General features: G+C 34.0%; 26 protein-coding genes. 15 read left to right on the top strand and 11 right to left on the bottom strand.

Annotation, left to right across the window (positions count from 1 at the left end):
* Nucleotides 1-99: 99 nt before the first annotated feature.
* The 5 genes from K5R64_RS06325 (at nucleotide 100) to K5R64_RS06305 (ending at nucleotide 3,196) form a co-directional block, all read left to right on the top strand.
* Nucleotides 100-702 (top strand): SatD family protein, encoded by a 603-nt coding sequence (locus tag K5R64_RS06325; RefSeq protein WP_220761916.1) that lies wholly within the window; start codon nucleotides 100-102, stop codon nucleotides 700-702.
* Nucleotides 696-1,400 (top strand): DUF3307 domain-containing protein, encoded by a 705-nt coding sequence (locus tag K5R64_RS06320; protein WP_220761914.1) that lies wholly within the window; start codon nucleotides 696-698, stop codon nucleotides 1,398-1,400. The genes K5R64_RS06325 and K5R64_RS06320 overlap by 7 nt, the downstream gene beginning before the upstream one ends.
* 9 nt (nucleotides 1,401-1,409) lie before the next feature.
* Nucleotides 1,410-2,357: a peptidoglycan DD-metalloendopeptidase family protein gene (locus tag K5R64_RS06315; RefSeq protein ID WP_220761912.1), complete on the top strand. Its 948-nt coding sequence runs from the start codon at nucleotides 1,410-1,412 to the stop codon at nucleotides 2,355-2,357.
* A gap of 194 nt (nucleotides 2,358-2,551) precedes the next feature.
* On the top strand, nucleotides 2,552-2,989 hold the full coding sequence (locus tag K5R64_RS06310) for a CBS domain-containing protein (protein ID WP_220761910.1): 438 nt from the start codon (nucleotides 2,552-2,554) through the stop codon (nucleotides 2,987-2,989).
* 18 nt (nucleotides 2,990-3,007) lie between these two features.
* Nucleotides 3,008-3,196 carry a membrane or secreted protein gene (locus K5R64_RS06305; RefSeq protein ID WP_220761908.1) on the top strand — a complete coding sequence of 63 codons (189 nt, stop codon included), beginning with the start codon at nucleotides 3,008-3,010 and terminating at the stop codon, nucleotides 3,194-3,196.
* On the opposite strand, the gene K5R64_RS06300 is transcribed toward K5R64_RS06305, so the two are convergent.
* The 11 genes from K5R64_RS06300 to K5R64_RS06250 form a co-directional block, all read right to left on the bottom strand.
* Nucleotides 3,193-4,200 carry an FAD:protein FMN transferase gene (locus tag K5R64_RS06300; protein WP_220761905.1) on the bottom strand — a complete coding sequence of 336 codons (1,008 nt, stop codon included), beginning with the start codon at nucleotides 4,198-4,200 and terminating at the stop codon, nucleotides 3,193-3,195. The two genes, K5R64_RS06305 and K5R64_RS06300, sit on opposite strands and share 4 nt — an antisense overlap.
* Before the next feature lie 57 nt (nucleotides 4,201-4,257).
* The gene (gene nqrF / locus K5R64_RS06295) at nucleotides 4,258-5,523 is read right to left on the bottom strand and encodes an NADH:ubiquinone reductase (Na(+)-transporting) subunit F (RefSeq protein ID WP_220761903.1); all 1,266 of its coding nucleotides are present in this window, start codon (nucleotides 5,521-5,523) and stop codon (nucleotides 4,258-4,260) included.
* A gap of 19 nt (nucleotides 5,524-5,542) precedes the next feature.
* A complete protein-coding gene (gene nqrE / locus K5R64_RS06290) occupies nucleotides 5,543-6,157 on the bottom strand; it encodes an NADH:ubiquinone reductase (Na(+)-transporting) subunit E (protein ID WP_220761901.1) in 615 nt (204 codons plus the stop codon).
* Nucleotides 6,158-6,209: 52 nt separating this feature from the next.
* Nucleotides 6,210-6,890 carry an NADH:ubiquinone reductase (Na(+)-transporting) subunit D gene (locus K5R64_RS06285; RefSeq protein WP_220761899.1) on the bottom strand — a complete coding sequence of 227 codons (681 nt, stop codon included), beginning with the start codon at nucleotides 6,888-6,890 and terminating at the stop codon, nucleotides 6,210-6,212.
* A gap of 11 nt (nucleotides 6,891-6,901) precedes the next feature.
* The gene (nqrC, locus tag K5R64_RS06280; protein ID WP_220761897.1) at nucleotides 6,902-7,633 is read right to left on the bottom strand and encodes an NADH:ubiquinone reductase (Na(+)-transporting) subunit C; all 732 of its coding nucleotides are present in this window, start codon (nucleotides 7,631-7,633) and stop codon (nucleotides 6,902-6,904) included.
* On the bottom strand, nucleotides 7,626-8,807 hold the full coding sequence (locus K5R64_RS06275) for an NADH:ubiquinone reductase (Na(+)-transporting) subunit B (RefSeq protein ID WP_220761895.1): 1,182 nt from the start codon (nucleotides 8,805-8,807) through the stop codon (nucleotides 7,626-7,628). Before K5R64_RS06275 ends, nqrC begins: the two co-directional genes overlap by 8 nt.
* 94 nt (nucleotides 8,808-8,901) lie before the next feature.
* Nucleotides 8,902-10,257 (bottom strand): Na(+)-translocating NADH-quinone reductase subunit A, encoded by a 1,356-nt coding sequence (locus tag K5R64_RS06270; protein ID WP_220761893.1) that lies wholly within the window; start codon nucleotides 10,255-10,257, stop codon nucleotides 8,902-8,904.
* A gap of 330 nt (nucleotides 10,258-10,587) precedes the next feature.
* Entirely contained in the window at nucleotides 10,588-11,988 is a 1,401-nt protein-coding gene (locus K5R64_RS06265; RefSeq protein ID WP_220761891.1) for an efflux transporter outer membrane subunit, read from the bottom strand.
* Nucleotides 11,978-15,142, bottom strand: coding sequence for an efflux RND transporter permease subunit (locus K5R64_RS06260; RefSeq protein ID WP_220761889.1), 3,165 nt, complete (start codon nucleotides 15,140-15,142; stop codon nucleotides 11,978-11,980). Before K5R64_RS06260 ends, K5R64_RS06265 begins: the two co-directional genes overlap by 11 nt.
* 18 nt (nucleotides 15,143-15,160) lie before the next feature.
* Nucleotides 15,161-16,270: an efflux RND transporter periplasmic adaptor subunit gene (locus K5R64_RS06255; RefSeq protein WP_220761887.1), complete on the bottom strand. Its 1,110-nt coding sequence runs from the start codon at nucleotides 16,268-16,270 to the stop codon at nucleotides 15,161-15,163.
* Between the two features lie 8 nt (nucleotides 16,271-16,278).
* Nucleotides 16,279-16,770: a GbsR/MarR family transcriptional regulator gene (locus K5R64_RS06250; RefSeq protein ID WP_220761885.1), complete on the bottom strand. Its 492-nt coding sequence runs from the start codon at nucleotides 16,768-16,770 to the stop codon at nucleotides 16,279-16,281.
* A gap of 187 nt (nucleotides 16,771-16,957) precedes the next feature.
* Here K5R64_RS06250 and K5R64_RS06245 point away from each other — a divergent pair, with 187 nt between their 5' ends.
* From K5R64_RS06245 to fabG, 10 genes are all read left to right on the top strand, one after another.
* Complete coding sequence (locus K5R64_RS06245) at nucleotides 16,958-18,199, top strand: HD domain-containing protein (RefSeq protein ID WP_220761883.1); 1,242 nt, start codon at nucleotides 16,958-16,960, stop codon at nucleotides 18,197-18,199.
* 108 nt (nucleotides 18,200-18,307) lie between these two features.
* Nucleotides 18,308-19,351: a UDP-3-O-(3-hydroxymyristoyl)glucosamine N-acyltransferase gene (gene lpxD / locus K5R64_RS06240; RefSeq protein ID WP_220761881.1), complete on the top strand. Its 1,044-nt coding sequence runs from the start codon at nucleotides 18,308-18,310 to the stop codon at nucleotides 19,349-19,351.
* Nucleotides 19,344-20,732 carry a bifunctional UDP-3-O-[3-hydroxymyristoyl] N-acetylglucosamine deacetylase/3-hydroxyacyl-ACP dehydratase gene (locus K5R64_RS06235; RefSeq protein ID WP_220761879.1) on the top strand — a complete coding sequence of 463 codons (1,389 nt, stop codon included), beginning with the start codon at nucleotides 19,344-19,346 and terminating at the stop codon, nucleotides 20,730-20,732. The genes lpxD and K5R64_RS06235 overlap by 8 nt, the downstream gene beginning before the upstream one ends.
* Before the next feature lie 86 nt (nucleotides 20,733-20,818).
* Nucleotides 20,819-21,604 (top strand): acyl-ACP--UDP-N-acetylglucosamine O-acyltransferase, encoded by a 786-nt coding sequence (gene lpxA, locus K5R64_RS06230; protein WP_220761877.1) that lies wholly within the window; start codon nucleotides 20,819-20,821, stop codon nucleotides 21,602-21,604.
* Between the two features lie 89 nt (nucleotides 21,605-21,693).
* Nucleotides 21,694-22,260, top strand: coding sequence for an elongation factor P (gene efp, locus K5R64_RS06225; protein ID WP_220761875.1), 567 nt, complete (start codon nucleotides 21,694-21,696; stop codon nucleotides 22,258-22,260).
* Between the two features lie 87 nt (nucleotides 22,261-22,347).
* Nucleotides 22,348-23,277, top strand: a complete 930-nt coding sequence (locus K5R64_RS06220) for a UDP-3-O-(3-hydroxymyristoyl)glucosamine N-acyltransferase (protein WP_220761874.1) — start codon at nucleotides 22,348-22,350, stop codon at nucleotides 23,275-23,277.
* A gap of 3 nt (nucleotides 23,278-23,280) precedes the next feature.
* The gene (locus tag K5R64_RS06215) at nucleotides 23,281-23,643 is read left to right on the top strand and encodes a nuclear transport factor 2 family protein (protein WP_220761871.1); all 363 of its coding nucleotides are present in this window, start codon (nucleotides 23,281-23,283) and stop codon (nucleotides 23,641-23,643) included.
* A 96-nt stretch (nucleotides 23,644-23,739) separates the two neighbouring features.
* Nucleotides 23,740-24,612, top strand: a complete 873-nt coding sequence (sucD, locus tag K5R64_RS06210) for a succinate--CoA ligase subunit alpha (RefSeq protein ID WP_220761869.1) — start codon at nucleotides 23,740-23,742, stop codon at nucleotides 24,610-24,612.
* A 205-nt stretch (nucleotides 24,613-24,817) separates the two neighbouring features.
* Nucleotides 24,818-25,240, top strand: a complete 423-nt coding sequence (locus tag K5R64_RS06205) for a hypothetical protein (RefSeq protein ID WP_220761867.1) — start codon at nucleotides 24,818-24,820, stop codon at nucleotides 25,238-25,240.
* 120 nt (nucleotides 25,241-25,360) lie between these two features.
* Nucleotides 25,361-26,107 carry a 3-oxoacyl-[acyl-carrier-protein] reductase gene (gene fabG, locus K5R64_RS06200; protein WP_220761865.1) on the top strand — a complete coding sequence of 249 codons (747 nt, stop codon included), beginning with the start codon at nucleotides 25,361-25,363 and terminating at the stop codon, nucleotides 26,105-26,107.
* Nucleotides 26,108-26,153 lie beyond the last annotated feature (46 nt).

Below are 26,153 nucleotides of genomic sequence, written 5' to 3'. Positions count from 1 at the left end.
AAAATATCTGTTAATTGAAAGATAATTTAAAATATATGCTTTTTTGTAGATATTTTATAATATCTTCTTTTAAATAGATATCTTTACAAGAAAAAAGTTATGGTAGCAGTAATCACTGGAGATATCATCCAGTCACGACAAAAAGAGGCATCGTTATGGCTAACGGCTTTAAAAGAGGTCCTAAATCAATACGGAACCAATCCTAAGGAATGGGAAATTTTTAGAGGAGATAGTTTTCAATTGATTGTAACTCCAGAACAAGCCTTGCACATAAGTTTTGTTATCAAATCTTTTTTAAAAAGCAAAGATATCAATGTACGAATGGCAATAGGAATAGGCGAGGTAGAATACCAAACAGATAAAGTAACAGAATCAAATGGAACAGCCTTTTTAAATTCAGGGACTTGTTTCGATGGACTGAGCAAACAAACTTTGGCATTACAATCACCTTGGCAAGATTGGGATATAACCTTAAACACCATGTTGCAATTGGCCTCTTTGACAATGGATAAATGGACTCCAAAAACAGCCGAAGTAGTCTTATGGAAACTTCAAAATCCTTTGATGAGTCAAAAAGAAATTGCAGAAAGTCTTCCTAAAAAAAGACAAGGAAATATTAGTGAGGCTTTGAAACGAGGGGGATATGATGAACTCCATCAATTACTGGTTTATTATCAAAAAACGATTGTAGCATTATGTTAACATTACTGATTCCTTTTTTATTAGCACATATTATAGGAGATTTTTTATTGCAACCTGACAAATGGGTACAGGCCAGACTAACGCATAAACAGCATACAAAATACCTTAGTTATCATATTGGTGTTCATGGCGTGGTACTATTGATAGCGTTACAATTTCAATTTAGATACTGGTTAGGCATTTTAACGGTACTCGTAACGCATTATATCATTGATAGATGTAAAGCTATTTACCAAAATAAAAAGAATACAATTTCTTTATTTTTTTTAGACCAATTGGCACATTTACTAGTTATCGTATTGGTTGTTTACCAATATGAACCTTATTATTTTAAAGCAGAACCACTTTTGGTTTCGAAAATGTTACTACTCTTAATGGCGTTCATCATGCAAACTCAGGTTGCCGCCGTGGTGATTAAAATTTTGCTCTCCAAATGGAAAATGAAAGAACAAAACCCTAATCAAGCGGGTAAATTCATCGGTATGCTGGAACGACTTTTTATTTTTTTATTTATAACAATGAATTATTGGGAAGGAGTGGGGTTCTTACTAGGAGCTAAATCTATTTTTCGTTTTGGAGATTTGAATAATGCCAATGATAGAAATCTCACTGAATATGTATTAGTAGGGACGTTACTTAGTTTTGGACTCGCTATATCAATCTCTCTAACCTATCAATTTATCAATCAACTATTATAAAACTACTTTATGAAATTAAAATTACCCTTTATCATTGGGATAACTTTGGTTTGTCTTGGTACAAGCATCAAAACATTAGCGCAACAAAATGTGATTGAAGTAACTTCTGTGCGAAATAACGACAACACCGTGGATATTAAGTATATTAAAAAAATGCCTGGGAGTTATGTTGTAAAATTAAAATTCACGAATTTTAATAACACTTATGTTAGTGATTTTGAAAAAGTATTAAAATACGATCAAGGGGATTTGATTAGACTTAACCCAGAAAATAAAGAGGCGCCGATTAATTTTGCTTATTCCGTTTCGTATTCTCTAGGAAATAACGAACCTAAAGTGGATAGCCTTTTTCAATATATACTCCCATTTAAGAAAAGGAAAAAAATTACAGTTCAAGAAAGCAACAATGTAAACGAAAAATACTATGGAGCAGAAAAAATTGAGTCATGGAAATCCTATAGTGTGAGTAGTAAAACTCCAGATAGTGTTTATGCAATGAGAAAAGGAATTGTTGTTCAAATTAAAAATGAATACCAAATGGATACTTTATCACGTGTCATTTTTACAAGTAAAACCAATTCAGTTTTAATTGAGCATGAAGATGGAACCTATGCCATTTACAAAGGTTTTAAAAAAGACAGTTTTAAAGTAAAATTAGGCGATGTAGTTTATCCAGAGACCATGTTGGGGGTATTGAGTAAATTTGATAACAGCCGCCATGTTTTGCATTTTAATATTTATTATTACGATCAAAATAGAAAAGTTGATAATACCAATGCGACATTTAAAACAGCAAAAAGTCCGTATGCCTATCTAACGCCTTATTTTTATACAAAAGAAGGGGTAATCAAGATTGTACCCAAAGACAGTTACACAGCTGAATCCAATGCTACTTTAATCACCAAAGAAATGTCCAAACGGGAAATGAAACAGCATTTGAAAAGCAAATCCATTTGATAAATAGGCTAAAAGTGAATCAAAAGCTTTTTAAAAAAAATTTGAAAAACTCAAGAAAGAAAATTGGTTCTACTTGAGTTTTTTTATGTCATAATATTGGTATTCAGAATAATATAAAGAAATAATTAACTATTTTTTACGAGTTTGAACTGTATTTTTTATTAAATTTAAGGATAACATAAAAACCATCAATTATGACTGTAAATCAAATACTCACCGAAAAAGGATACGATATCCATTCCATCCCATCCAACATTACCGTTTATGAAGCATTAAGAATCATGGGAGAAAGAAATATAGGAGCTGTTTTAGTCATCGAAGATAATCTTTTGAAAGGGATTTTATCGGAGAGAGATTATGCCCGAAAAGTAGTTCTGAAAAATAAAGCTTCCAAAGAAACTTTTGTTCATGAAATTATGGATGAGGAAATCATCAGCGTACATCCCAATGATGACATTTATTATTGCATGGATTTGATCACAAATAAAAGAGTAAGACATTTACCTGTTGTGGAGGATAGCAACGTAGTAGGTATTGTCTCTATTGGAGATGTTGTAAAATCAATTATTGAATTACAAAAAAACACCATTGATCATTTGGATTCGTATATTCACGGAACAAAAGCCAAATAATTATTCAAAAACAATACTATGATTACTATTATTCTTGCTGTTTTGTTTTTAGGTCTGGCGATAATGGGACTTGCCATCAAACTTTTAATTAAAAAAAACGGACGCTTTTCAGGTACATGTAGCAGTAACAATCCGTTAGTGCAAAGTGAAGAAGGGGAGGTGTGTAGTATCTGTGGGGCTAAACCACAAGAAAAATGTAAATCTTAATCGGCTTTTTGAATACGTGTTTTAAGACTTTCAGAAGCATACGTTTTCCAGTTGCCCTTTTCGTCATAAATAAAATAAGCTTCAAGATGTAAGTGTTTGTTTTTTTCAATAAAAGCAATCGACTTAGAGAGTCCCATCACCATAAAGGCAGTGGCATAAGCATCAGCGGTAGTGGCGTCATCAGCGATTACGGTAGTGCTTAATAAATTATGTTTGGCTGGATATCCTGTTTTCGGATTAATGATGTGTGAAAATTTTTGATTGCCCTCAACATAGAATTTTCGATAATTTCCTGAAGTAGCCAACGCTTTGTTTTCTAAAGTTATTATGGCCTCTAAATTTCTTTGTGAATCAGGATTGTCAATGGGCTGTTCTATGCCTACTTTCCAATTATTTTTTCCTTTTTTTCCTTTGGTTTTGATTTCGCCGCCTATTTCAATCAAATAATTTTTTATTCCTTGACGCTCTAAAAAATCAGCTAAAATATCTACCGAAAAGCCTTGGGCAATAGCATTAAAATCGATTTTAATTTCGGGTTTTTCTTTGATTATTTTATTGTTTCTGAGCGTTATTTTTCGATAATTAACAAGCTGTAATAAACTATCTACCTTTGTTTTATCAAGCGTTTTTTTTGTAGTAGAACCAAAGCCATAAGCATTAACTAAAGGACCAATAGTACAATCAAAGGCACCTTCTGTGGCTTCTGAAATAACAACAGATTGGGTGTAAACCCTTCTAAAATAATCATCAATTACCACAGTGGTATCATTGTCATTTATTCTAGAAATAATTGAATTGGGTTCCCAAGTGGACATCGAAGCATCAATATTCTTAAGTATAGCGTCTATTTCTTTTTGAAATGCTTTTCCATTTGGAGACAAATAAGTGATATGGTAAGTGGTTCCTTGTGTTTTGCCACTCAGAAAAATGGTTGTATCGTTTGGAGAAGTACAACTACCCAAAAGACAGGTGCAACAAATAATACCCCATAACGTTTTTATCATCTGATTGTTTTGAAACAGGTTTAATTAAGAAATATTTTTATTTGGTTATCTAAATGATTATCCTCCAAAATCATCAAAAGCAATATTTTCAGGAGGAACTCCTAGTTCGTCTAACATTTTAAAGACGGCTGCATTCATCAAGGGAGGCCCACAAATATAATATTCGATATCTTCTGGTGACTCATGATTTTTTAAATAATTCTCAAATAATACATTGTGGATAAAACCCGTAAAACCTGTCCAATTGTCTTCAGGTAAGGGTTCGGATAAGGCTATATTGTATTCGAAATTAGGAAATTCAGCTTCAATTTTTCTAAAATCATCAGTATAAAACACTTCTTTAGAGGATCTTCCGCCATACCAAAAACTTATTTTTCGATTTTTTTCTTTTAATGTATGAAACAAATGAAATAGGTGCGAACGCAACGGGGCCATTCCTGCACCACCACCTATATAAACCATTTCTCTTTGTGTAGGTTTGATATGAAAATCACCAAACGGACCTGCGATAGCCACTTTATCACCTGGTTTTAACGAAAAAACATAAGAAGACGAAACACCAGGATTGACCTTCATAAATCCACCCGCTTTACGGTCAAATGGAGGAGTAGCAAGACGGATATTGAGCATGATAATATTTCCTTCGGCAGGATGATTTGCCATAGAATAAGCTCTAAAAATAGGCTCTGGATTTTTCATGATTAAATCCCAAATCCCGAATTTATCATAATCAGATTTGAAACGATCGTCAATTTTATAAAGATCAGTTTTGAAATCTATTTCACATTCAGGAACATCTAATTGAATATAAGAACCGGGTTGAAAATCTAAAAATTCACCTTTAGGCAATTGCACTACGAGTTCTTTTATATAGGTTGCAACATTGTTATTTGAAACCACTTCGCATTCCCATTTTTTAATTCCCATGACACTTGTAGGAACTACAATTTCCATGTTTTGTTTAACCTTAACTTGACAACCCAATCGCCAGTTGTCTTGTTGTTCTTTTCTAGAAAAATAAGGCGTTTCTGTTGGTAATATAGCACCACCTCCTGATAATACTTGGCATCTACACATGCCACAAGTGCCACCACCGCCGCAAGCTGAAGGTAAAAATATTTTTTTATTCGAAAGTGTGGCAAGTAGTGAAGCTCCTGCTTCTGTTTCCAATTCGTCTTCTTTGTTTATCACAATTTTCACAAGACCAGATGGCGTCAATTTGGATTTAGCATACAAAATGATATATACCAAAAGCGAATTGAATAATAAAAAAACAATTATGCTAGAAATGATTGTGGTTGTATCAATACTAAATAGAATCATTTTCAATTGGATTAAAGATTTATAATGATATGCCCATAAAGCTCATAAAGGCAATAGCCATTAAGCCTGTTAAAATAAATGTTATACCTAAACCTCTTAAAGGGGCAGGAACATTGGAATAGCGTAATTTTTCTCGTATAGCTGCTAAAGCAATAATAGCCAATAACCATCCTATACCCGAACCTAAAGCAAATGCAGTTGCTTCGCCTAAGGAGGCATATTCTCTTTCTTGCATAAACAAAGCTCCTCCTAAAATGGAGCAATTCACGGCAATTAAGGGTAAAAATATCCCCAAGGAACTATACAATGCAGGCGCAAATTTTTCAATAATCATTTCGACTAATTGTACAATTGAAGCTATGGTTGCAATAAACATGATAAAACTTAAAAAACTAAGATCAACGGTTTCATATTCGGTTGAAATCCATCGCAAAGCTCCTGCCTTTAAAATGTATTTTTCCAAAAGATAACAGACAGGCACCGAAATAAATAAGACAAAAGTTACCGCTAATCCTAATCCCAAAGCACTTTTGACGGTTTTGGAAATAGCTAAGTAGGAACACATGCCCAAAAAATAAGCAAATATCATGTTCTCAATAAAAATGGCTTTTATAAAAATATTGATATGCTCCATGATGAAAAGTTTAATTTATTTTTGTGAATTACTAAGCATTAAAATAGCTTGATTATTTAGATTCGATGAGTTTTTGATTGCGACTTCTTTGTATCCAAATAAGAATGCCAACTATAATTAACGCCATAGGAGGCATAATTGCCAAGCTATTATTAAAATATCCCATTTCGTAAATAACATCAGGAACTACACGATACCCTAACAATTCGCCTGAACCAAACAATTCTCGAATCATCGAAACGATAATTAAAATTGCTCCATATCCAAAACCGTTTCCAATACCATCTAGTAACGAAGGCCAAGGTTTATTGGACATAGCAAAGGCTTCTAATCGTCCCATAATAATGCAATTTGTAATTATTAAGCCCACAAAAACAGAAAGTTGCTTGCTTACATCAAACAAAAAAGCTTTTAAAAATTGATCTACTAGAATGACCATCGTAGCAACTACTGTTAGCTGTACTATAATGCGAATGCGATTTGGAATTATATTTCGAATTAATGAAATAATAAAATTAGAACACATACATACGACTATCACTGCAAGTGCCATTACGATTGAAGGCTTCATCTTCACCGTAACAGCAAGCGCTGAACAGATGCCTAAAACCTGAACTGTAATCGGATTATTATCATTCAGAGGGTCGTACAAAAGCCTTTTGTTTTTGGGAGACAACAAAGGCTCTTTTGTCTTTTTTACTTTTGCAGGAACTGCTACATTTTCTTTGCTCATATCCTGTTATTTTAATTGTTATTTGCTACTTCTTGTTCTTTATCAAAATACAGAATGTAATTTTGAAGCGTATTTCGTATCATATCACTAACACCGATACTTGTTATAGTCGCTCCTGAAATTGCATCTACACCGTGATGGTTAGTGACACCCGCTCCTCCTTTGATTACACTGACTGAGATAAATTCACCTGAATCATTTCGTATTTTTTTTCCTTTAAATTGCTCTTGAAAAGAAACAGTCTCAATTTCGGCTCCTAAACCGGGTGTTTCACTTTTATGACCAAAACTCACCCCATAAACGGTGTTTTTGTCGCTTTCAAGTGCAATGTAGCCCCATATAGGTCCCCACAAACCTTTGCCTCGGATAGGTATGATGTAGAATTTTTCATTGTTTTTTGTACAAATGAAAAGAGGATACAATCGCTCATCCGACTTTCCTGATTTAATTTTGTCCATTTCTTTTTTTAAATCTACATCAAAGGCAGCTGTACTTCCACTTAGTGCCTCGCCCTTGTTATTCAATACAATTTGTTGTGTAATGTATTGTTTAAAAGTAGTTTCTATCTGACTATCTTTAGGAGTAATTGAAACACTGTTGAGAATGTTTTTCATTTTTTCAATGTTACTATTCCTTTCTTGATAAGGTGCCAAACTGATAGCTGTTACTGAAAGTAGTATAGCAATTACCACTACCATAACAGAGGAAAAAATAAAAGTTGTTTTGTTACTGTCTTTATCCATTTTGTTTCTGTATTGACTTTACTCGCTTTAATCTTCTTTTAATATTGGCTTCTAATACATAATGATCAATCAATGGAGCCATCACATTCATAAATAGTATAGCTAACATCATTCCTTCGGGATAGGCAGGGTTAAATACTCTAAAAAGAATGGCTAATACTCCTATCAAAAAACCATAGATGTATTTTCCTGTATTGGTTTGTGTGGCGCTTACGGGGTCAGTTGCCATAAAAATAGCACCAAAAGCAAAACCACCTAAAACTAAATGATGCAACGGTGAAAGCTGCATTAAAGTATTACTACCAAAAGCATTAAAGAGCCAAGCCATTAAAAAACCTCCTATAAAAACCGAAGTCATAATGCGCCAGCTTCCAATTCCGGTATAGAGTAATATGGCAGCACCTAACAAGCAGGCAAGGGTAGAGGTTTCTCCAACAGAACCAGGAATAATTCCAATGAAAGCATCCATAATACTCGGAATTTTATCGACATAACCTGCTGCGGCATCACCCAAAGCTGTTGCGCCTGTGTAAGCATCAACTAGAGATTGTCCGTTTGTTGTGGTGGTATCAATCCAAATTTCGTTCCCAGACATTTTACTAGGATACGCAAAAAAAAGAAAAGCTCTAGCGGTAAGTGCTGGATTTAAGATGTTCATACCTGTTCCGCCAAACACTTCTTTTCCTATAATAACTGAAAATATAGTAGCAACAGCCAACATCCATAGCGGAATATCAATAGGCATAATCAACGGAATTAACATTCCTGAAACTAAAAAACCTTCATTAATTGTATGTTTTCTGATGATGGCAAAAACAAATTCAGTAGTAAGTCCTGCTCCATAAGAAACTAAGATTAAAGGTAGTACTTTGATGCCACCATATATAAAATTGTCTAGTAATGGAACCTGATGGATTCCTATCGCTTTGTGGTGTTGGTATCCGATATTCCAGATACCAAATAACAAACAAGGAAGCAATGACAATACCACTAAAATCATAGTGCGCTTTAAATCTATTGCGTCCCGCACGTGCGTTCCCTTACTTTGTGTTGTATGGTTAGGAACAAATAAAAAAGTTTCAAATGCGTCAAAGGCAGGATAAAACGTTTCTAATTTTCCTCCTTTTTCAAAATTAGGCTTGAGTTTATTCAATAATTTTCTAAGTGATTCCAAATCATTCTGTTTTTAATAGTAAATCAAAAGGCCAACTAGTGAAAAATTTTGTAGCCACTCCTAACTCGGTTATTCTGTTTCAATAGAGATAGTGTTAACTAAACTCTTTTCTTATGATATCTAGTCCTCGACGGATGATATCTTGAGATTTAATTTTAGAGGTACAAACTAACTCACAAAGCGCAAAATCTTCTTCTGCTACTTCATAAATACCCAATTTTTCCATCATATCGATATCTTCTATTAGTATTGATTTTAATAATTGAACGGGATAAATATCCATTGGAAAAACTTTTTCATATTGTCCCGTCATAACAAATGGACGTTCTTCACCATGTAAATTAGTATTCAAATCATGCTTCTTATTGGGTGTTAACCAAGAGAAAAAGGTACGTGACATACTGAATTTTCCAAAACCTGGAGCCAACCAACCCATAAATTCATGTTCGTTTCCTTCTGGGATTACAGTAATTTGAGAATCATAAAACCCCAAAAAACCATCGGCAGCAATTTGACTTCCTGATAAAACAGAGCCACTGATGATTCGGGTATCTCCTTTTTTGACTCCTGCGTGAGCAAGAATGGTTTTTATGGAAGTACCCATCATGGTTTTGTAATACTGAGGCGTTTGGACTTGAGATCCTGTAACAGCGATAATTTTTGAAGCATCAAATAATCCCTTATCAAATAGTTTTCCAATTACCACCACATCCTGTGGAGAAACAAACCAAATTATTTCTCCTTTATTCAAAGGGTCAATATGATGAATTTGCACCCCAATATTTCCTGCGGGATGTGGTCCGCTAATGGTGTTAATTTGAACATTTTTAGCCTGAGAAAAGACATTAGCTGTAGGACTATTTGCAGCAATGTTTAAGTGAATTGCTCCTGTTGTTAGTTTTTTTAAAACATTAAGTCCTGTTTGAAAATGCGCTTCATTTTTTGAGAAAATAAAATTGTAATCAGGAGCCAACGGATTGGTGTCAAATGCTGAAATAAAAATCGCTTTTGGTGTGTCTTGTGGATTAGCAATAATTCCGTAAGGTCGTTGCCGAATAAAAGGCCAAACACCACTTTGTAAAAGTTGTGTTATAATTTTATTTTTTGAAAGTTCCTCGGGTGAAGCCACAGGAAAGGAAACATAATTGGTTTCTCTATCAGGAAGGATTTTTATTTCTAGTAGTGCTCTTTTGGCCCCTCGTACAATTTCAATAATTTCACCACTTACCGGAGAGCAAAAGAGAATTTCTTCGCTATTTTTATCATAGAAAAGAGGTGTTCCTGCAGCAACATTTGTACCTACTTTTACCAATAGTTTGGCGGTGACTCCTATAAAATCAGTGGGTTTAATAGCAACAATTTCGGGTACAGGCATATCTAAGACTGTTTTAGCAGCTTCTCCAATCAATTTGAGATTCAATCCCCGTTTAATTTTAATATATTCACTCATACATTAATTGATTTTTTATTGGGTATTTCTTTTGATTTTTTAGATTCTATGGACCTTAAATAGTTAGGCTATAAATTTAGAGTATTCGTTATTTTTGTTAAAAATGAAAAAGTGTAATGCACTAATTTAGTGATTTTGTGTGAAATAACAAATAGAAAAAAAATAAAAATGTAAAGAGTGGTACTTCTTTTTGAGAAAAATATAATATTAAATAAAAAACAATACTCTTTTTTAAGGTTTGGTATGAGGTATAAAAAAACCACTAAGTATAAAACTTAGTGGCTTCTAACATAACCAACCAATTATAATTCCTAACCAAGAAACTATTTTTTATTGCCATCCACCTCCCAAGGCTCTATACAATTGTATGATGGCTTTATGTTGTTGAAATTTATTATCTACAAGTCCTAATTGCGCATTAAGAGCGTCGTTTTTAGCCGTTAACACTTCAAGATAGTTTGCTAAACCATAGGTCAATAATTCGTCTGAATAATTTGAAGCTTTTGTAAGTGCTTGTACCTGCTTTTCTCTAACGGAAATTTTGTATGATTCATTTTTGTATTGTGCCAAAGCATCAGAGACTTCTTTTCCTGCTGTCAATAAGGATTGTTCAAATTGTAAATAAGCTTTTTCTTGATTAGCTTTTGCAATTTCAAATCTTGTTTTTATTTGTCTTTGATTGAAAATAGGTTGAGTAAGTCCTGTAATAACACTAGCAAAAATTGAATTGGCACTCAGCCATTGTTTAATATCAATACTCTGAAGTCCAGCTGTAGCAGTTACTTTTAAGCTAGGATAAAAACTGCTTTTAGCTACATTTGTCATTTCAAAATTGGTAATCAAGTTGTACTCTGCCGCTATTACATCTGGTCGGTTTCGTAATAGGCTTGCGGGTACACCAAGAGTAATCTCAGGAAATTGTTGAGCCGTTGTAAAGCTAGCGCGTGCTATTGCACCAGGTGCTTGACCTAATAAGACACTTAAAGTGTTCTCAAGTAAAACCGTACTGTTTTTTAAATCGGCTAAGATTAATTCAGTAGCATATTTTTGAGCTTCGGTTTGTTTAACGCCCACTTCGGTTACTAATCCTGCTTTTTTTAATTCCAAAATAGTTTCGATACTTTTATCTCTATTGACTAAAGTATTTTCGGTAATTTTGATTTGCTCATCGATGGTAATTAATTGATAATAAGTAGCAGCTATAGTTGCAATAAGTTGTGTTTTTATTGCTTGATTGGCAGCTTGCGTTTGTAAGAAAGCAGCCTGAACTCCTCTTTTATTACTTCTTATTTTACCCCAAATATCAGCTTCCCAACTCATGCTTCCTGAGAGTTGAAATTGGTCCACACTACGATCTCTTACAATTGCTCCAAACTGGCTGTTTCTTGACAACTCTTGATGGGTCCAATCACTGGAAATGCTCAGTGTAGGCAGATAACCTGCTTTTCCTTGTTTCATGGTTGCCTCAGCAGCTACTAAATTTTGCATTGCAATACGAATATCCAGATTATTTTCTAATCCTTTTTGAATATAACCTTGTAAAATGGGATCTGTAAAGATTTTGTCCCAGCTCATACTAGCTAAAGATAAAGAGTCTGTGGAGGTTTTTTCTGAACGATACAGTTTTTCCGTTTTCACATCTGGTCGTTGATAATCTTTGGCAACAAAACAAGATTGGAATAGGGAAGTAGCAACCAAAACAATAGCTAGTTTATATATTTTATTTTTCATTTTCTTCGGCTAATGATTGAACATCTGTTTCTTGTGTTATAGGTAACGGTTTAATCGAAATTTTTTCTTGTAACGTTTGAAAAACGATAAACAAAATAGGAATTACAAATACTCCTAAAACAGTACCTATAAGCATTCCGCCTATGGCACCCGTACCAATAGCTTTGTTTCCAACAGCTCCTGCACCTTGCGCTAACATCAATGGTAATAATCCTAAAATAAAGGCAAACGATGTCATAAGGATAGGGCGTAATCGCGCTACTGAACCAGTAATGGCCGCCTGTGTAATACTTAACCCTTTTCTACGGGCATCAGCAGCAAATTCGACAATCAAAATGGCGTTTTTAGCTAATAACCCAATGAGCATAATCAAAGTAATCTGTAGGTAAATATTATTACTTAAATTGAAAAAATAAGCAAAAATATATGTACCCGCTAAACCTATTGGAAGCGAAATTAATACTGCAAATGGCAATATGTAACTTTCATATTGAGCGGCTAATAAGAAATAAACAAAAACCAAGCACAATAAGAAAATAAATAAAGTTTGACTGCCTGCGCTAATTTCCTCACGCGTCATACCTGAATACTCATAACCATATCCTAATGGCAACAACTGACTTGAAACTTCCTCGATAGCTTGAATGGCATCTCCAGTACTATAACCTGCATTAGGTGCTCCAGTAACCTTAACTGAAGTAAACAAATTAAAGCGGTCAATAGCTTGGGGACCAAACACTTTTTCTAATGTTACAAATTGTGAAATTGGTGCCATTTGGCCATTATTATTTCGAACCATCACTTTATTTAAAGATTCAGGATCACTCCTAAATTGAGGTTCTGATTGATACATCACACGGTATTGTTTTCCAAATTTATTAAAGTTGGAAGCATAGACTCCACCATAATAACCTTGCATCGTTCCTAAAATATCCGTTACACTCAATCCTGATTTTTTAATTGCAGGAACATTTAAATCTATGCGATATTGAGGAAAATTTGGTGAAAACGAAGTGGCTGCATATTTAATTTCAGGACGACTATTCAAAGCGTCAAGAAATTTAGTTTTAACCTCATTTAATTCTTGAATAGTACCTCCTTTTTGATCTTGTAACTGGAATTCGAATCCATTTGAATATCCAAAACCAGTTAAAGTAGGTCGTGCAAAAAACAACACTTTAGCATCTTTAACACTTGCGGTACGCTTAAATAATTCTTGTACTACAGCTGTTATTTCTTGATTATCTCCTTTGCGTTCTGCCCAAGGTTTTAATTTTAAAATTACCATACCATAGTTACTTCCTGTACCACTAATCAAACTTCGGCCAGAAATACGTAATACTTCTTTGACTTCAGGAAGGTCTTTTACTTTATCTTGAACTTGAACTAAGATTTCCTCAGTTCTTTTCAAGGAAGTTCCAGGAGCTAAAGAGATGTCTGAAAGAATAGCTCCGGTATCTTCACTTGGTACAAACGCCTTTGGTGTAGTGGAAAGCAACAAAATAAATATACCAACGAATACCGCTACTCCTAAAAATGCTAACCATTTGCGTTTGGTTAAAAATTCAACTGATCTTTTGTATTTTGCAGTGGTTGCATCAAAGCCTGTGTTGAATGCACTATAAAAACGGTCTAAAAATCCCTTGTGATTCTTTTCTCCGTGATTTTTTAAGAAAATAGCACATAAAGCAGGGGACAGCGTTAAGGCGTTAATTGCTGAAAGTACAATTGCTATGGCTAAGGTTAAACCAAATTGTTTATAGAAAACTCCTGCGGAACCACTAATAAACGAAACAGGGATAAACACCGCTGACATCACAAGTGTGATTGAGATAATAGCGCTACTAATATCACTCATAGCGCTATGAGCCGCTTTTCGTGGGTCGTGTTCTCCTGCTTCCATTTTTGCGTGTACAGCTTCAACCACAACAATAGCATCATCAACCACAATCCCTACCGCAAGCACCAGTGCAAATAGAGTCAATAAGTTAATCGTAAAACCAAACAAGCTTAGAAAAAAGAAGGTTCCAATGATTGCTACTGGTACTGAAATAGCTGGTATCAAGGTGGAACGCCAGTCTTGCAAGAAAATGAAAACTACTATAAATACAAGCAAGAAGGCTTCTATTAATGTATGTACCACTTTGGTAATGGATTCTTCTAAGAAGTCATTTGCATTAATTAGGGTAGTGTATTTTACACCTTTTGGGAAATTTATTGAGGATTTCTCCATTACTTTCAAAGAACCTTCAATAACTTCTTGTGCATTTGATCCAGCCGTTTGTGCTATAGCAATAGCAATGGATTGATTTCCGTTAGTGTACGAATTACTGGCGTAATTTACAGCACCTAATTCAATTCTAGCAATATCACTTAATTTAAGCACTTCACCATTTGGTGTTGAACGTACAATGATATTTTCAAATTCTTTGGTATCTTGTAAACGTCCTTTGTATTTTAAAGTATATTGAAAAGATTGGTCGCTGCTTTCACCTAATTGACCTGGGGCAGCTTCAATGTTTTGTTCGGCCAATAATGCTGTAATATCTGAAGGAACCAAACCATAAGCCCCCATGACATCAGGTTTTAACCAAATACGTAACGAATAATCTCGTTGTCCAAAAATAACCGCATCTCCAACTCCCGCTACACGTTTAATTTTAGGAAGAAGATTGATGTTTGCATAATTTTGCAAGAAAGTAATATCGTATTCTGGATTCTCACTGTAAAGCGACAAAATTAAGATGTTATCGCTTTGTTTTTTTGAAGTGGTAACTCCAGCCTTGGTTACTTCTTGTGGCAATAATGAAGTGGCTCTTGCTACACGATTCTGAACATTTACAGCTGCTAAATCAGGGTTGGTACCCAGTTTGAAAAAAATATTAATCGAAGCCGAACCATCATTATTGGAAGTTGAAGTCATGTACGTCATGTCTTCAACACCATTGATTTGTTCTTCCAGCGGAATAACAACCGAATTCATAACAACTTCGGCACTTGCACCTTGGTAATTTGCTGAAACGGAAACGGTAGGAGGGGCTATTTCAGGGTATTGAGAAACAGGTAGAGCGATTAACCCTAATACTCCCAATATAACAATGATAATAGATATCACTGTTGACAACACAGGTCTGTCAATAAATTTTGAAAACATAATGTTAGATAATTAGGATTAATTAATTGCTTTAGTCTCTGGATTAATTATAGTTGCGTAACTCACTAATTGTGGCTTTATTTCTGTTCCTTCTGCAACAATTCCAACACCTTCTATCAAAATCTTATCCTTAATATTAAGTCCTTTATCAACTACAAAAAATTGACCGCCAGGTACAGCACGTACTTCAACAGGAATGGCTTTTACTTTATTTTCTTTGTCAGCAATTAAAACAATTCGTTTGTCTTGCAATTCCATTGTTGCATTTTGTGGAATCAAGATAACATCTTTTAAATTTGTTGGGATTTGAATTGTACCTGTTCCTCCTGAACGCAAGAGTTTATTGGTATTAGGAAAACGAGCTCTTACATTAAATGAACCTGTTTGTGTATTGGCTTGACCACTAAATGTTTCAATTTTACCTTTTTGTTCGTATTCCATTCCATTACTTAAAATCAAATTTACCATAGGCATTTTAGAAATTTTTTCTTGGAATGTTTTTCCTTCGGCATTCATCATGATGTCTAGTTGTTTTTTTTCATTAACCGAAAAATAAGCATAGATGGTGCTGATATCTGAAATACGGGTAAGTGGTTCTGCAGTTTGACTGCTTACATAGCTCCCCACTCTTAATGGTAAAGTCCCTACAATTCCACTTACGGGACTTTTTATAGAAGCATAATTTATTTTTTCAATAATACCTTGATAAGTACTCTTAGCACTAGCCAAATTAGCTTTAGCAGTTTCTAATTGTACGTCACTAATGATGTTACGCTCTACTAAGGGCTTAAGTCGGTTTACTTCTACCTGAGCTGCGGCTACTTTAGCTTTGGCTGCTTGCGCTTCTTGATTGGCTGTTTGTGTTTCTAATTTAAACAGTAACTGTCCTTTTTTGACTTCTTGCCCTTCTTTAACGTAGATTTTTTCAATATATCCGTCCACTTTTGCACGAATATCGATATCAGTAACCCCTTCAAGTGTAGTAGGATACTCGGCTAGCAATGTCGTGTTGGATGCAGCAATTTCAACTACTTTGTACGGCATAATCGGCGGTGCTTTTTGTTCTTCTTTTTTACCACAAGCAACTAAAAACACTAAGCTTATAATGGATAATGAAATTTTTTTCATCAGATGTATTATTTAGGGTTGTTATTATGTTCGATTTTTTTTAACTCATTTATTGTTTTGGTAAATACATTACCTACTTCAACGACATGTGATTTATAGGCTTTAATGTTTTCCAAATTGCACTTTTCTTCAGGACAGGCAGCTGTCATTTCGCGGTAAGTAGTCAATTTATCAATGATGACCATCTCCGAATTTATCAACTTGAGATAGTTGGCCAATCGCTCGTTTAATGCGGCTGGTTTAAAATATTTTTTGCGGTCACCTGTAATGGTGAAATACGTGATTTTTTCCATTTTGAGGAGGAGGTTCAAATTCGTTGAAATAGAACTTTTACTAGCTCCCATTTTTTCTACTAAAGAATCAAATGTTAACCCTGATTTACAACCATCTACAATTAAGGTACCTAATATGCGGGCACCCAAGGGTGGAATGTTGTATAATTTTTCAAAATGCACTCCAAACATTTCAATGATAATTTCTCTTTCTTTCGCAATATCCATTTTGAGTTTTTTTGCAAATTTACAATAGGTTCGTAATTTACCGAACTAATCGAACTTAAATTTATGTTAAACCTTTTTTGAGATTTTTTTTAACGAATAAAAAAAAGCGGAATTCAAAGGAATCCATTTTATCAAGGTAACTTGAAATCTAAATTTTATATATTTGTCCACCTAAATAAAAGCTGTAGTGAGTCAAATCAATAAACTAAAAATTTTTAATGACCCCATTTATGGATTTATCACAATCCCAAATGCGCTGATATACGATTTAATTCAGCATCCCTATTTTCAACGTTTGCGAAGAATCACACAGATGGGACTGTCCTATTTAGTCTATCCAGGCGCCAATCATACCCGTTTTCATCATGCTTTAGGTTGCATGCATTTGATGCAAAAAGCAGTAGATGTTTTGCGTTTCAAAGGGGTATCTATCAATGAGGAAGAGGAAAATGCATTATATATTGCCATTTTATTACACGATATTGGCCATGGACCTTTCTCACATACAATGGAAAAAAGCATTGTCGAGGAAGTACATCATGAAGAAATTTCGCTTCTTTTCATGCAACAATTAAATCTAAAATTTGAACATAAATTGGATTTAGCTATCAAAATTTTTAAAGGAGAATACCATCGAAAATTTATGTTGCAATTGATTTCTAGTCAATTGGATATGGATCGAATGGATTATTTAAAACGAGATAGTTTTTATTCTGGAGTAGCAGAAGGGAATGTAAATTCAGAACGACTTATTCAAATGATGAATGTGGTCGATGATGTGTTGGTCATTGAAGAAAAAGGCATTTATTCCGTTGAAAAGTTTTTAATGTCAAGAAGATTAATGTATTGGCAAGCTTATCTACATAAAACCAGTTTGGCCGCTGAACTCATGTTGACCAAAGTTTTAAAAAGAGCAAAAGAATTAACGAATAAAGGTGTTGTATTATGGTGTAGTGAGCCTTTGCTATTTTTTATGAAAAACAAAATCACTTTAGATACATTTGACGCTACAAACCTTGGTTTATTTGCTCAATTGGATGATTTCGATATCATTAGTGCTTTAAAAGCATGGCAGTATAATGAGGATTATATTTTATCCTCGCTAAGTCGAATGATTATTGACAGAGATTTACCTAAAATCGTATTATCTACTGAAAAAACCACTATTGACGATTTGGAATCATTAAAAGAAAAATGGGCACAACAAAACAATAGTAGTCTTCAAGATGCCAATTACTTTATTTTCAAAGGAAAAATTAAGAACCAAGCATACAGCAAGGAAGCCGAACCAATTAGAATATTAAAAAAGGATCGTTCTGTTGAAGATGTTTTTGAATCACCGGATCAGCTGAATTTAAAATCATTATCGAAATCAGTAACTAAATACTATATTTGTTTCCCAAAACAACTCGAACAAATAAAGAATTAACATCAATTTTTTTATATTTTTGTCGAAATGAAAAGGGCAATCATTTTTTTAGAAACTATTACGGCTTAAACAAAGCTTAATAGGATGTAAAAAAATAATTTATTTAAGATGAAATTTACAGCAGAACAAATAGCGGGTATTTTAGACGGAGAAGTAGTAGGTAATCCGAATGCTGAAGTATATCAATTAGCTAAAATTGAAGAAGGAAAAGAAGGTGCTTTGACTTTTTTATCTAATCCTAAGTACAACAATTATATATACACAACTGAAGCTTCCATCACAATTGTTAACAAAACTTTTGTTCCTGAAAACGAACTAAAAACCACCTTAATTAAAGTGGATGATGCTTATTTGTCCTTCACTAAATTATTGGAATTTTATGACCAAGTAAAAGGGCATAAAGAAGGTATTGAGCAACCATCAGTAATCTCAAATGGAGTAGTGCATGGTGACCATTTTTATTTAGGAAGCTTTAGTTATATAGGGGCCAATGTAAAAATTGGCGATAATGTAAAAATCTATCCAAATTGCTTTGTTGGTGACAATGTGACAATAGGAAATAACGTAACTATTTTTGCTGGCACCAAAATATATTCTGAAACCCAAATTGGAAATCAGTGCCGAATCCATTCGGGGACTATAATTGGATCAGATGGTTTTGGTTATGCACCAAATGCCGATGGTACTTTCAAAAAAATTCCACAAATTGGTAATGTAATAATTGAAGATGATGTAGAAATTGGGTCTTGTACCACAATTGATCGCGCCACTATGGGGTCAACCATTATTCGTAAAGGAGTAAAACTTGATAACCAGATTCAAGTTGCTCACAATGTAGAAATTGGTGAAAACACGGTAATAGCGGCTCAAACGGGTATTGCAGGTTCTACAAAAGTGGGCAAAAATGGAATGATAGGAGGACAGGTAGGTATTGCAGGGCATCTGACCATAGGAAATAATGTGCGCATTCAAGCACAATCAGGCGTGGGAAGAAATATTAAAGATAATGAAGTTTTGCAGGGAAGTCCTACTTTTGGATATAATGATTTTAGTAAATCGTATGTTCATTTTAAAAACTTGCCTAAAATAATCACTGAAATAGAAGAGTTAAAGAAACAAATATTAAACACAAAAAACGGAAACAATGGTTAAACAGAAGACCATCAAAACAGAAATCTCCCTAACTGGGGTTGGATTACACACAGGTAAAGAAGTGAAAATGACTTTTAAGCCTGCTCCAGTAAATAACGGTTTTACTTTTGTTAGAGTTGACCTAGAGGGACATCCTGTTGTTGAAGCAGATGCAAATTATGTTGTTAATACACAAAGAGGAACTAATTTAGAAAAATTAGGAGTAAAAATTCAAACCCCTGAACATGTTTTAGCTGCATTAGTAGGTTGTGATTTAGATAATGTTATCATTGAGCTAAACGCTTCAGAATTACCTATAATGGATGGATCTTCTAAATATTTTGTTGAAGCCCTTGAAAATGCTGGAATCGAAGAACAAGATGCCAAACGTAATGTGTATGTTGTTAAAGAAGTGATTTCTTTTACTGATGAAGAATCAGGAAGTGAAATTTTGGTTATGCCAAGTGATTCGTATAGTGTTACTACAATGGTAGATTTTGGAACTAAAATTTTAGGTACTCAAAACGCTACCCTTAAAAGTATTGAAGATTTTAAAACGGAGATTGCAAATTCAAGAACATTTAGTTTTTTACATGAATTAGAATCCTTGTTAGAAAATGGATTAATTAAAGGAGGTGATTTGAACAATGCAATTGTGTATGTTGATAAAGACATCTCTGATAATACCATGGCAAATTTAAAAGTTGCTTTTGGTAAAGATACATTGGCTGTAAAACCAAATGGAATTTTGGATAACCTCACCTTGCATTATCCAAATGAAGCAGCAAGACACAAACTATTAGATGTAGTAGGGGATTTGGCCTTAATTGGAACTAAAATTCAAGGAAAAATTATTGCCAATAAACCAGGTCATTTTGTAAATACCCAATTTGCAAAGAAAATGGCTAAAATTATCAAAATTGAGCAACGAAATTTTGTTCCTAGTTATGACTTGCACCAAGAACCATTAATGGATATTCATAAAATCATGTCGGTTTTACCACATAGACCTCCATTTTTGTTATTAGACAGAATTATTGAAATGTCTGAAAGCCATGTGGTAGGAATGAAAAATGTGACTATGAATGAAAGTTTCTTCGTAGGTCATTTCCCAGATGCTCCAGTTATGCCAGGTGTTTTAATTGTAGAAGCTATGGCGCAAACCGGAGGGATTTTGGTATTGAGTACTGTGCCAGATCCTGAAAATTATTTGACTTATTTCATGAAAATGGATAATGTTAAGTTCAAACACAAAGTTTTACCAGGTGATACGCTAATCTTTAAATGTGATTTGATTACCCCAATAAGAAGAGGAATTTGTCACATGCAAGCCAATGCCTATGCTAATGGAAAATTAGTGGCAGAAGCTGAGTTAATGGCCCAAATTGCTAAGAAACAATAATTTTGTTTACTCATTTAATCATTATTTGTTGCAAAGCACATAGAGATTATCCGATTAAACGATTAACCGAATAAACAAAATAATAGATGAATCAACCATTAGCTTACGTTCATCCAGGGGCTAAAATAGCCAAAAACGTAGTCATAGAACCTTTTACTACTATTCACAATAACGTGGTTATTGGGGATGGTACATGGATAGGATCTAATGTTACCATCATGGAAGGAGCTCGAATAGGTAAAAATTGTAATATCTTTCCAGGCGCTGTTATATCAGCTGTACCTCAAGATTTAAAATTTGGAGGAGAAGACTCTCTAGCAATTATAGGTGATAATTGTACCATTAGAGAATGTGTTACTATCAATAGAGGAACCATTGCTTCAGGACAAACTACTATAGGTAATAATTGCTTGATAATGGCCGCAGCTCATATTGCGCACGATTGTCACGTAGGCGATAATGCAATTATTGTTAATGGAGTTCTTCTTGGTGGGCATGTGACCGTAGGGAATTACGCAGTAATAGGAGGATTATCAGCTGTACATCAATTTATTAGTATTGGTGACCACGCAATGATTTCAGGAGGTTCTTTGTTAAGAAAAGATGTTCCTCCGTACACAAAGGCAGCTAAAGAACCTCTGTCTTACGTGGGAATTAATTCAGTTGGATTAAGAAGACGAGGGTTTACCACAGAGAAAATCAGAGAAATTCAAGATATTTACCGCATATTATATCAAAAAAATTACAATACAACTCAAGCTATAGGTATCATTGAAGCTGAAATGGAAGCGACACCTGAGCGTGACGAAATTTTAGACTTTATTCGAAATTCATCTCGTGGGGTAATGAAAGGATATACGGGGAATTATTAAATAAAAGTTTAATTGCTTAAATGTTTAATCCTTAGTCGAAAAACAAATAAGCAATTAAAGTATGAAACAAAATATTAAATAAAAAGACAATGGCATCTACAGCAGACATTAAAAACGGACTTTGTATCAAGCACAATCACGATATTTATAAAATTATCGAATTTCTTCATGTTAAACCTGGGAAAGGACCAGCTTTCGTAAGAACAAAATTAAAATCGTTGACAAACGGGAAAGTATTAGATAACACTTTTTCAGCGGGACATAAAATTGATGTTGTACGTGTTGAAACACATACTTTTCAATATTTGTATCCAGAAGGGGATCAGTTTCACTTTATGAATGCTGAGACATTCGAACAAATTACCTTAAATAGAAATGTTTTGGATTCTCCAGACTTACTAAAAGAAGGGGAAAACGTAATGATTCAAATCAATACTGAAACAGATATGCCATTATCTGTAGATATGGCTCCATCAGTAGTTTTAGAAGTTACTTATACAGAGCCTGGAGTGAAAGGTAATACGGCAACTAATGCTACAAAACCGGCAACTGTGGAAACAGGTGCTACAATCAATGTGCCTTTGTTTATCAATGAAGGAGATAAAATCAAAATTGACACTGCTTCAGGTTCTTATATGGAGCGTGTAAAAGAGTAGTTTTTATAAGTTTCGGTTTTCAGTCTCTATGTGTTTTGAATAAGATTGAAAACTGAGATTGAAAACTGAAACTAAAAACGAAATACTATGAAATTTCCAAAAGTTAGTACTTTACAAGAAATTGCCAATTTGCTTCAATGCGAATTTGTAGGGGAAAGTGATTTTCCTATATTAGGTATGAACGAGATTCATGTGGTAGAACCTGGTGATATTGTCTTTGTTGATCACCCTAAATATTATGACAAAGCATTGCAATCTGCGGCTACCGTTGTATTAATCAATAAAAAAGTAGATTGTCCAGTAGGCAAAGCCTTGTTGATTTCTGATGATCCTTTTAGAGATTTTAATAAATTGACGCATCATTTTAAACCTTTCCAATTGGCTTCATTGGCCATTTCTCCTTCGGCTACAATTGGAGCGGGCACTATCATTCAACCCAATGTTTTTATAGGGAACCACGTTACCATCGGAGAAAATTGTTTGATTCATTCTAATGTTTCTATTTATGACCACACGGTTATTGGTAATAATGTTATTATACATGCGGGTACAATTTTAGGAGCTGATGCTTTTTACTATAAAAAAAGAGAATCAGGATTTGACCAATTGATTTCAGGAGGTAGAGTAGTTGTGCAAGATAATGTAGGTATTGGGGCTTTGTGTACCATTGATAAAGGAGTGACAGGAGATACAACTATTGGAGAAGGAACTAAAATAGACAATCAAGTTCATGTAGGTCATGATACCGTGATAGGAAAAAAATGTTTGATTGCTTCACAAACAGGAATTGCTGGTTGTGTAATTGTTGAAGATGAAGTCACGCTTTGGGGGCAAGTAGGAACCACAAGCGGGATAACTATTGGAAGCAAAGCCGTCATTATGGGGCAAACTGGGGTTACTAAATCAGTTGAAGGAGGTAAATCTTATTTTGGAACTCCTATACAAGAATCTAGAGAACAACTCAAACAACTTGCAAATCTTAAAAAAATACCTGAAATTTTAACCAAACTTCAATAGTATATGACTGCAAAAGAATTAGTTATTGATTTTTATAAATCAGATGCTTTAATTAATAGTGATTTGTTAAAAGAATACATTCATCCAGAAATTGTATTTGATTGGAATAGCAGTACAGGTTTTGTACAAATGAATTACGAATCGATAACCAATTTTACTAAGGAATTAAGTAAAACCTATATTCGCTCCAAAGTAAAAATCAGTCACATCATAGCCGAAGAGAATTTGGTTTCAGTACATTATACCCATGCCGTAAAGATTATAGAGAATCCTAGAGAAGAAATTGTATTAGGTTATTTCATGACATTTTGGGAGATTAAAGACAATAAATTATTCCGCGGGTTTCAAATCAGTCAAAAAGCCTGAATTTTGTGTTAAAAAATCGGATTTTCGAGACAGATTACTCCTTGCAATTTTATATTTTTGCAACACAAAATTTAAAAACTACATAAAATATATATCATGAGTGTTTTAGTTAATAAAGATTCCAAAATAATTGTTCAAGGATTTACAGGAAGTGAAGGAACATTCCATGCTTCTCAAATGATTGAGTATGGTTCTAACGTGGTAGGAGGAGTAACCCCAGGTAAAGGTGGTTCAACTCATTTAGACCGTCCTGTTTTTAACACCGTAAAAGATGCTGTTGATCAAGCAGGTGCTGATACTTCTATTATATTTGTTCCACCAGCTTTTGCTGCTGATGCAATTATGGAAGCTGCAGACGCAGGTATCAAAGTAATTATTGCGATTACTGAAGGTATTCCTGTTGCTGATATGATTAAAGCTAACAGTTATGTAAAAGAAAGAAACGCAAGATTAATTGGTCCTAACTGTCCAGGAGTGATTACTCCAGGAGAAGCTAAAGTAGGTATCATGCCAGGTTTTGTATTCAAAAAAGGAACTATTGGTATCGTTTCTAAATCTGGTACTTTAACTTATGAAGCAGCTGACCAAGTGGTAAAACAAGGTTTAGGAATTACTACTGCGATTGGTATTGGTGGAGACCCAATTATTGGTACAACTACTAAAGAAGCAGTTGAATTATTAATGAATGACCCAGAAACAGAAGCAATTATCATGATTGGTGAAATTGGAGGTCAATTAGAGGCTGATGCTGCTAAATGGATTAAAGCTGATGGTAACCGCAAACCAGTTATTGGTTTTATCGCTGGAGAAACAGCTCCTGCAGGTAGAACTATGGGCCATGCAGGTGCTATCGTAGGTGGTTCTGATGATACTGCTGCTGCTAAGAAACAAATTATGAGAGACAACGGAATCCACGTTGTTGATTCACCAGCTGAAATTGGTAAAAAAGTAAAAGAAGTTTTGGGTTAGTCTTCAAAACCACATTTAAATAGATTTAGCCTCACATTTGTGGGGCTTTTTTAGTATAAAACAGAATTAAAGAAATACATTTGCACCCAATTAAAATCGGCAGAACGGATTTGATTGAAAACAAATAAACATTTAATAATTGATTTCAATAAACCTCATTTTTGGATGAAGTCATTTTTGAAATAACAATTCAAAAGAAAATAGTATGTATAAGGAATTAGAAGGATTCAAAGTAACCAATCAGTTTTCATTAACAATCGAAGATAATCTAGAAGATGCATGTAATGCCTCTGAAGGTTCAGGTGTTTTTTTGGTTTATGATGTAACCGATGAAAAAGAATTGATAATGGTGGGTTCTACAGGAACAGTACAAAACAATGGTAGTTTGAAAACTAAAAATGGAGGATTGTATGATAAAATTGTAAATGGCCATCAATTTGCTAAAACAGGAAGAAAATACTCTTGGCCAGCACAAATGAAAAAAGAAAATATCAGTCGTTTAGAAGTGGTTTGGTATGAAACATTTAACAACGAAATCAAAGTAATTCCAACTTACGTGGAAGCGCAGGTTTTACAAAATTTCTTAAATGAAAATTCCAAATTGCCAAGATGGAATGTGGCTTTCTAATAACCAAGATAAAATACCTAAAAAGCTTTACTTCGGTAAGGCTTTTTTTATGCTTCAAATTTCATAAAATAACTAAATAATCTATATTTGTAACTCGATAAAAAAAACGGATATCTTAATATGAAATTACTAGAAGGAAAAGTTGCCATTATAACAGGCGCAAGTCGTGGAATTGGTAGAGGAGTTGCAGAAGTTTTTGCAAAACATGGAGCAAATGTAGCTTTTACATACAGTTCATCTGCTGCATCTGCATTAGAATTAGAAAATGAATTAAATGCTTTAGGTGTAAAAGCAAAAGGGTATCAATCTAATGCTGCAGATTTCAACGAAGCACAAACTTTAGTGGACAAAGTTTTAGAAGATTTTGGAACAATTGATATTTTGATTAATAATGCTGGAATCACTAAAGATAATTTATTAATGCGTATTTCAGAAGCTGATTTTGATGATGTTATTGCAGTAAATTTAAAGTCTGTATTTAATATGACTAAAGCGGTTCAAAAAACCTTTTTGAAAAAACGTGCTGGTTCTATCATCAACATGAGTAGTGTGGTGGGAGTGCAAGGAAATGCTGGTCAAACCAATTATGCTGCTTCAAAAGCAGGCGTTATTGGGTTTACTAAATCAGTTGCATTAGAATTAGGTTCTCGTAATATTCGTTGCAACGCTATTGCACCCGGATTTATCGAAACTGAAATGACAGCAAAATTAAGTGAAGATGTAGTTCAAGGATGGAGAGATGGTATTCCGTTGAAACGTGGTGGAACTACAGAAGATGTTGCTAATGCTTGTCTTTTCTTAGCTTCAGACATGAGTGCGTATGTAACTGGGCAAACATTGAATGTTTGTGGAGGAATGCTTACTTAAAAATGGTTTTGTTTTATGGTTTGTAATTTTACAAGTATAAACCACT

This window comes from Flavobacterium sp. UMI-01, from assembly GCF_019656315.1.
In the GTDB taxonomy this organism is placed as follows: Bacteria; Bacteroidota; Bacteroidia; order Flavobacteriales; family Flavobacteriaceae; genus Flavobacterium.
Note: the sequence above shows the minus strand (reverse complement) of the source record. Positions and strands in the feature narration are given on the sequence as shown.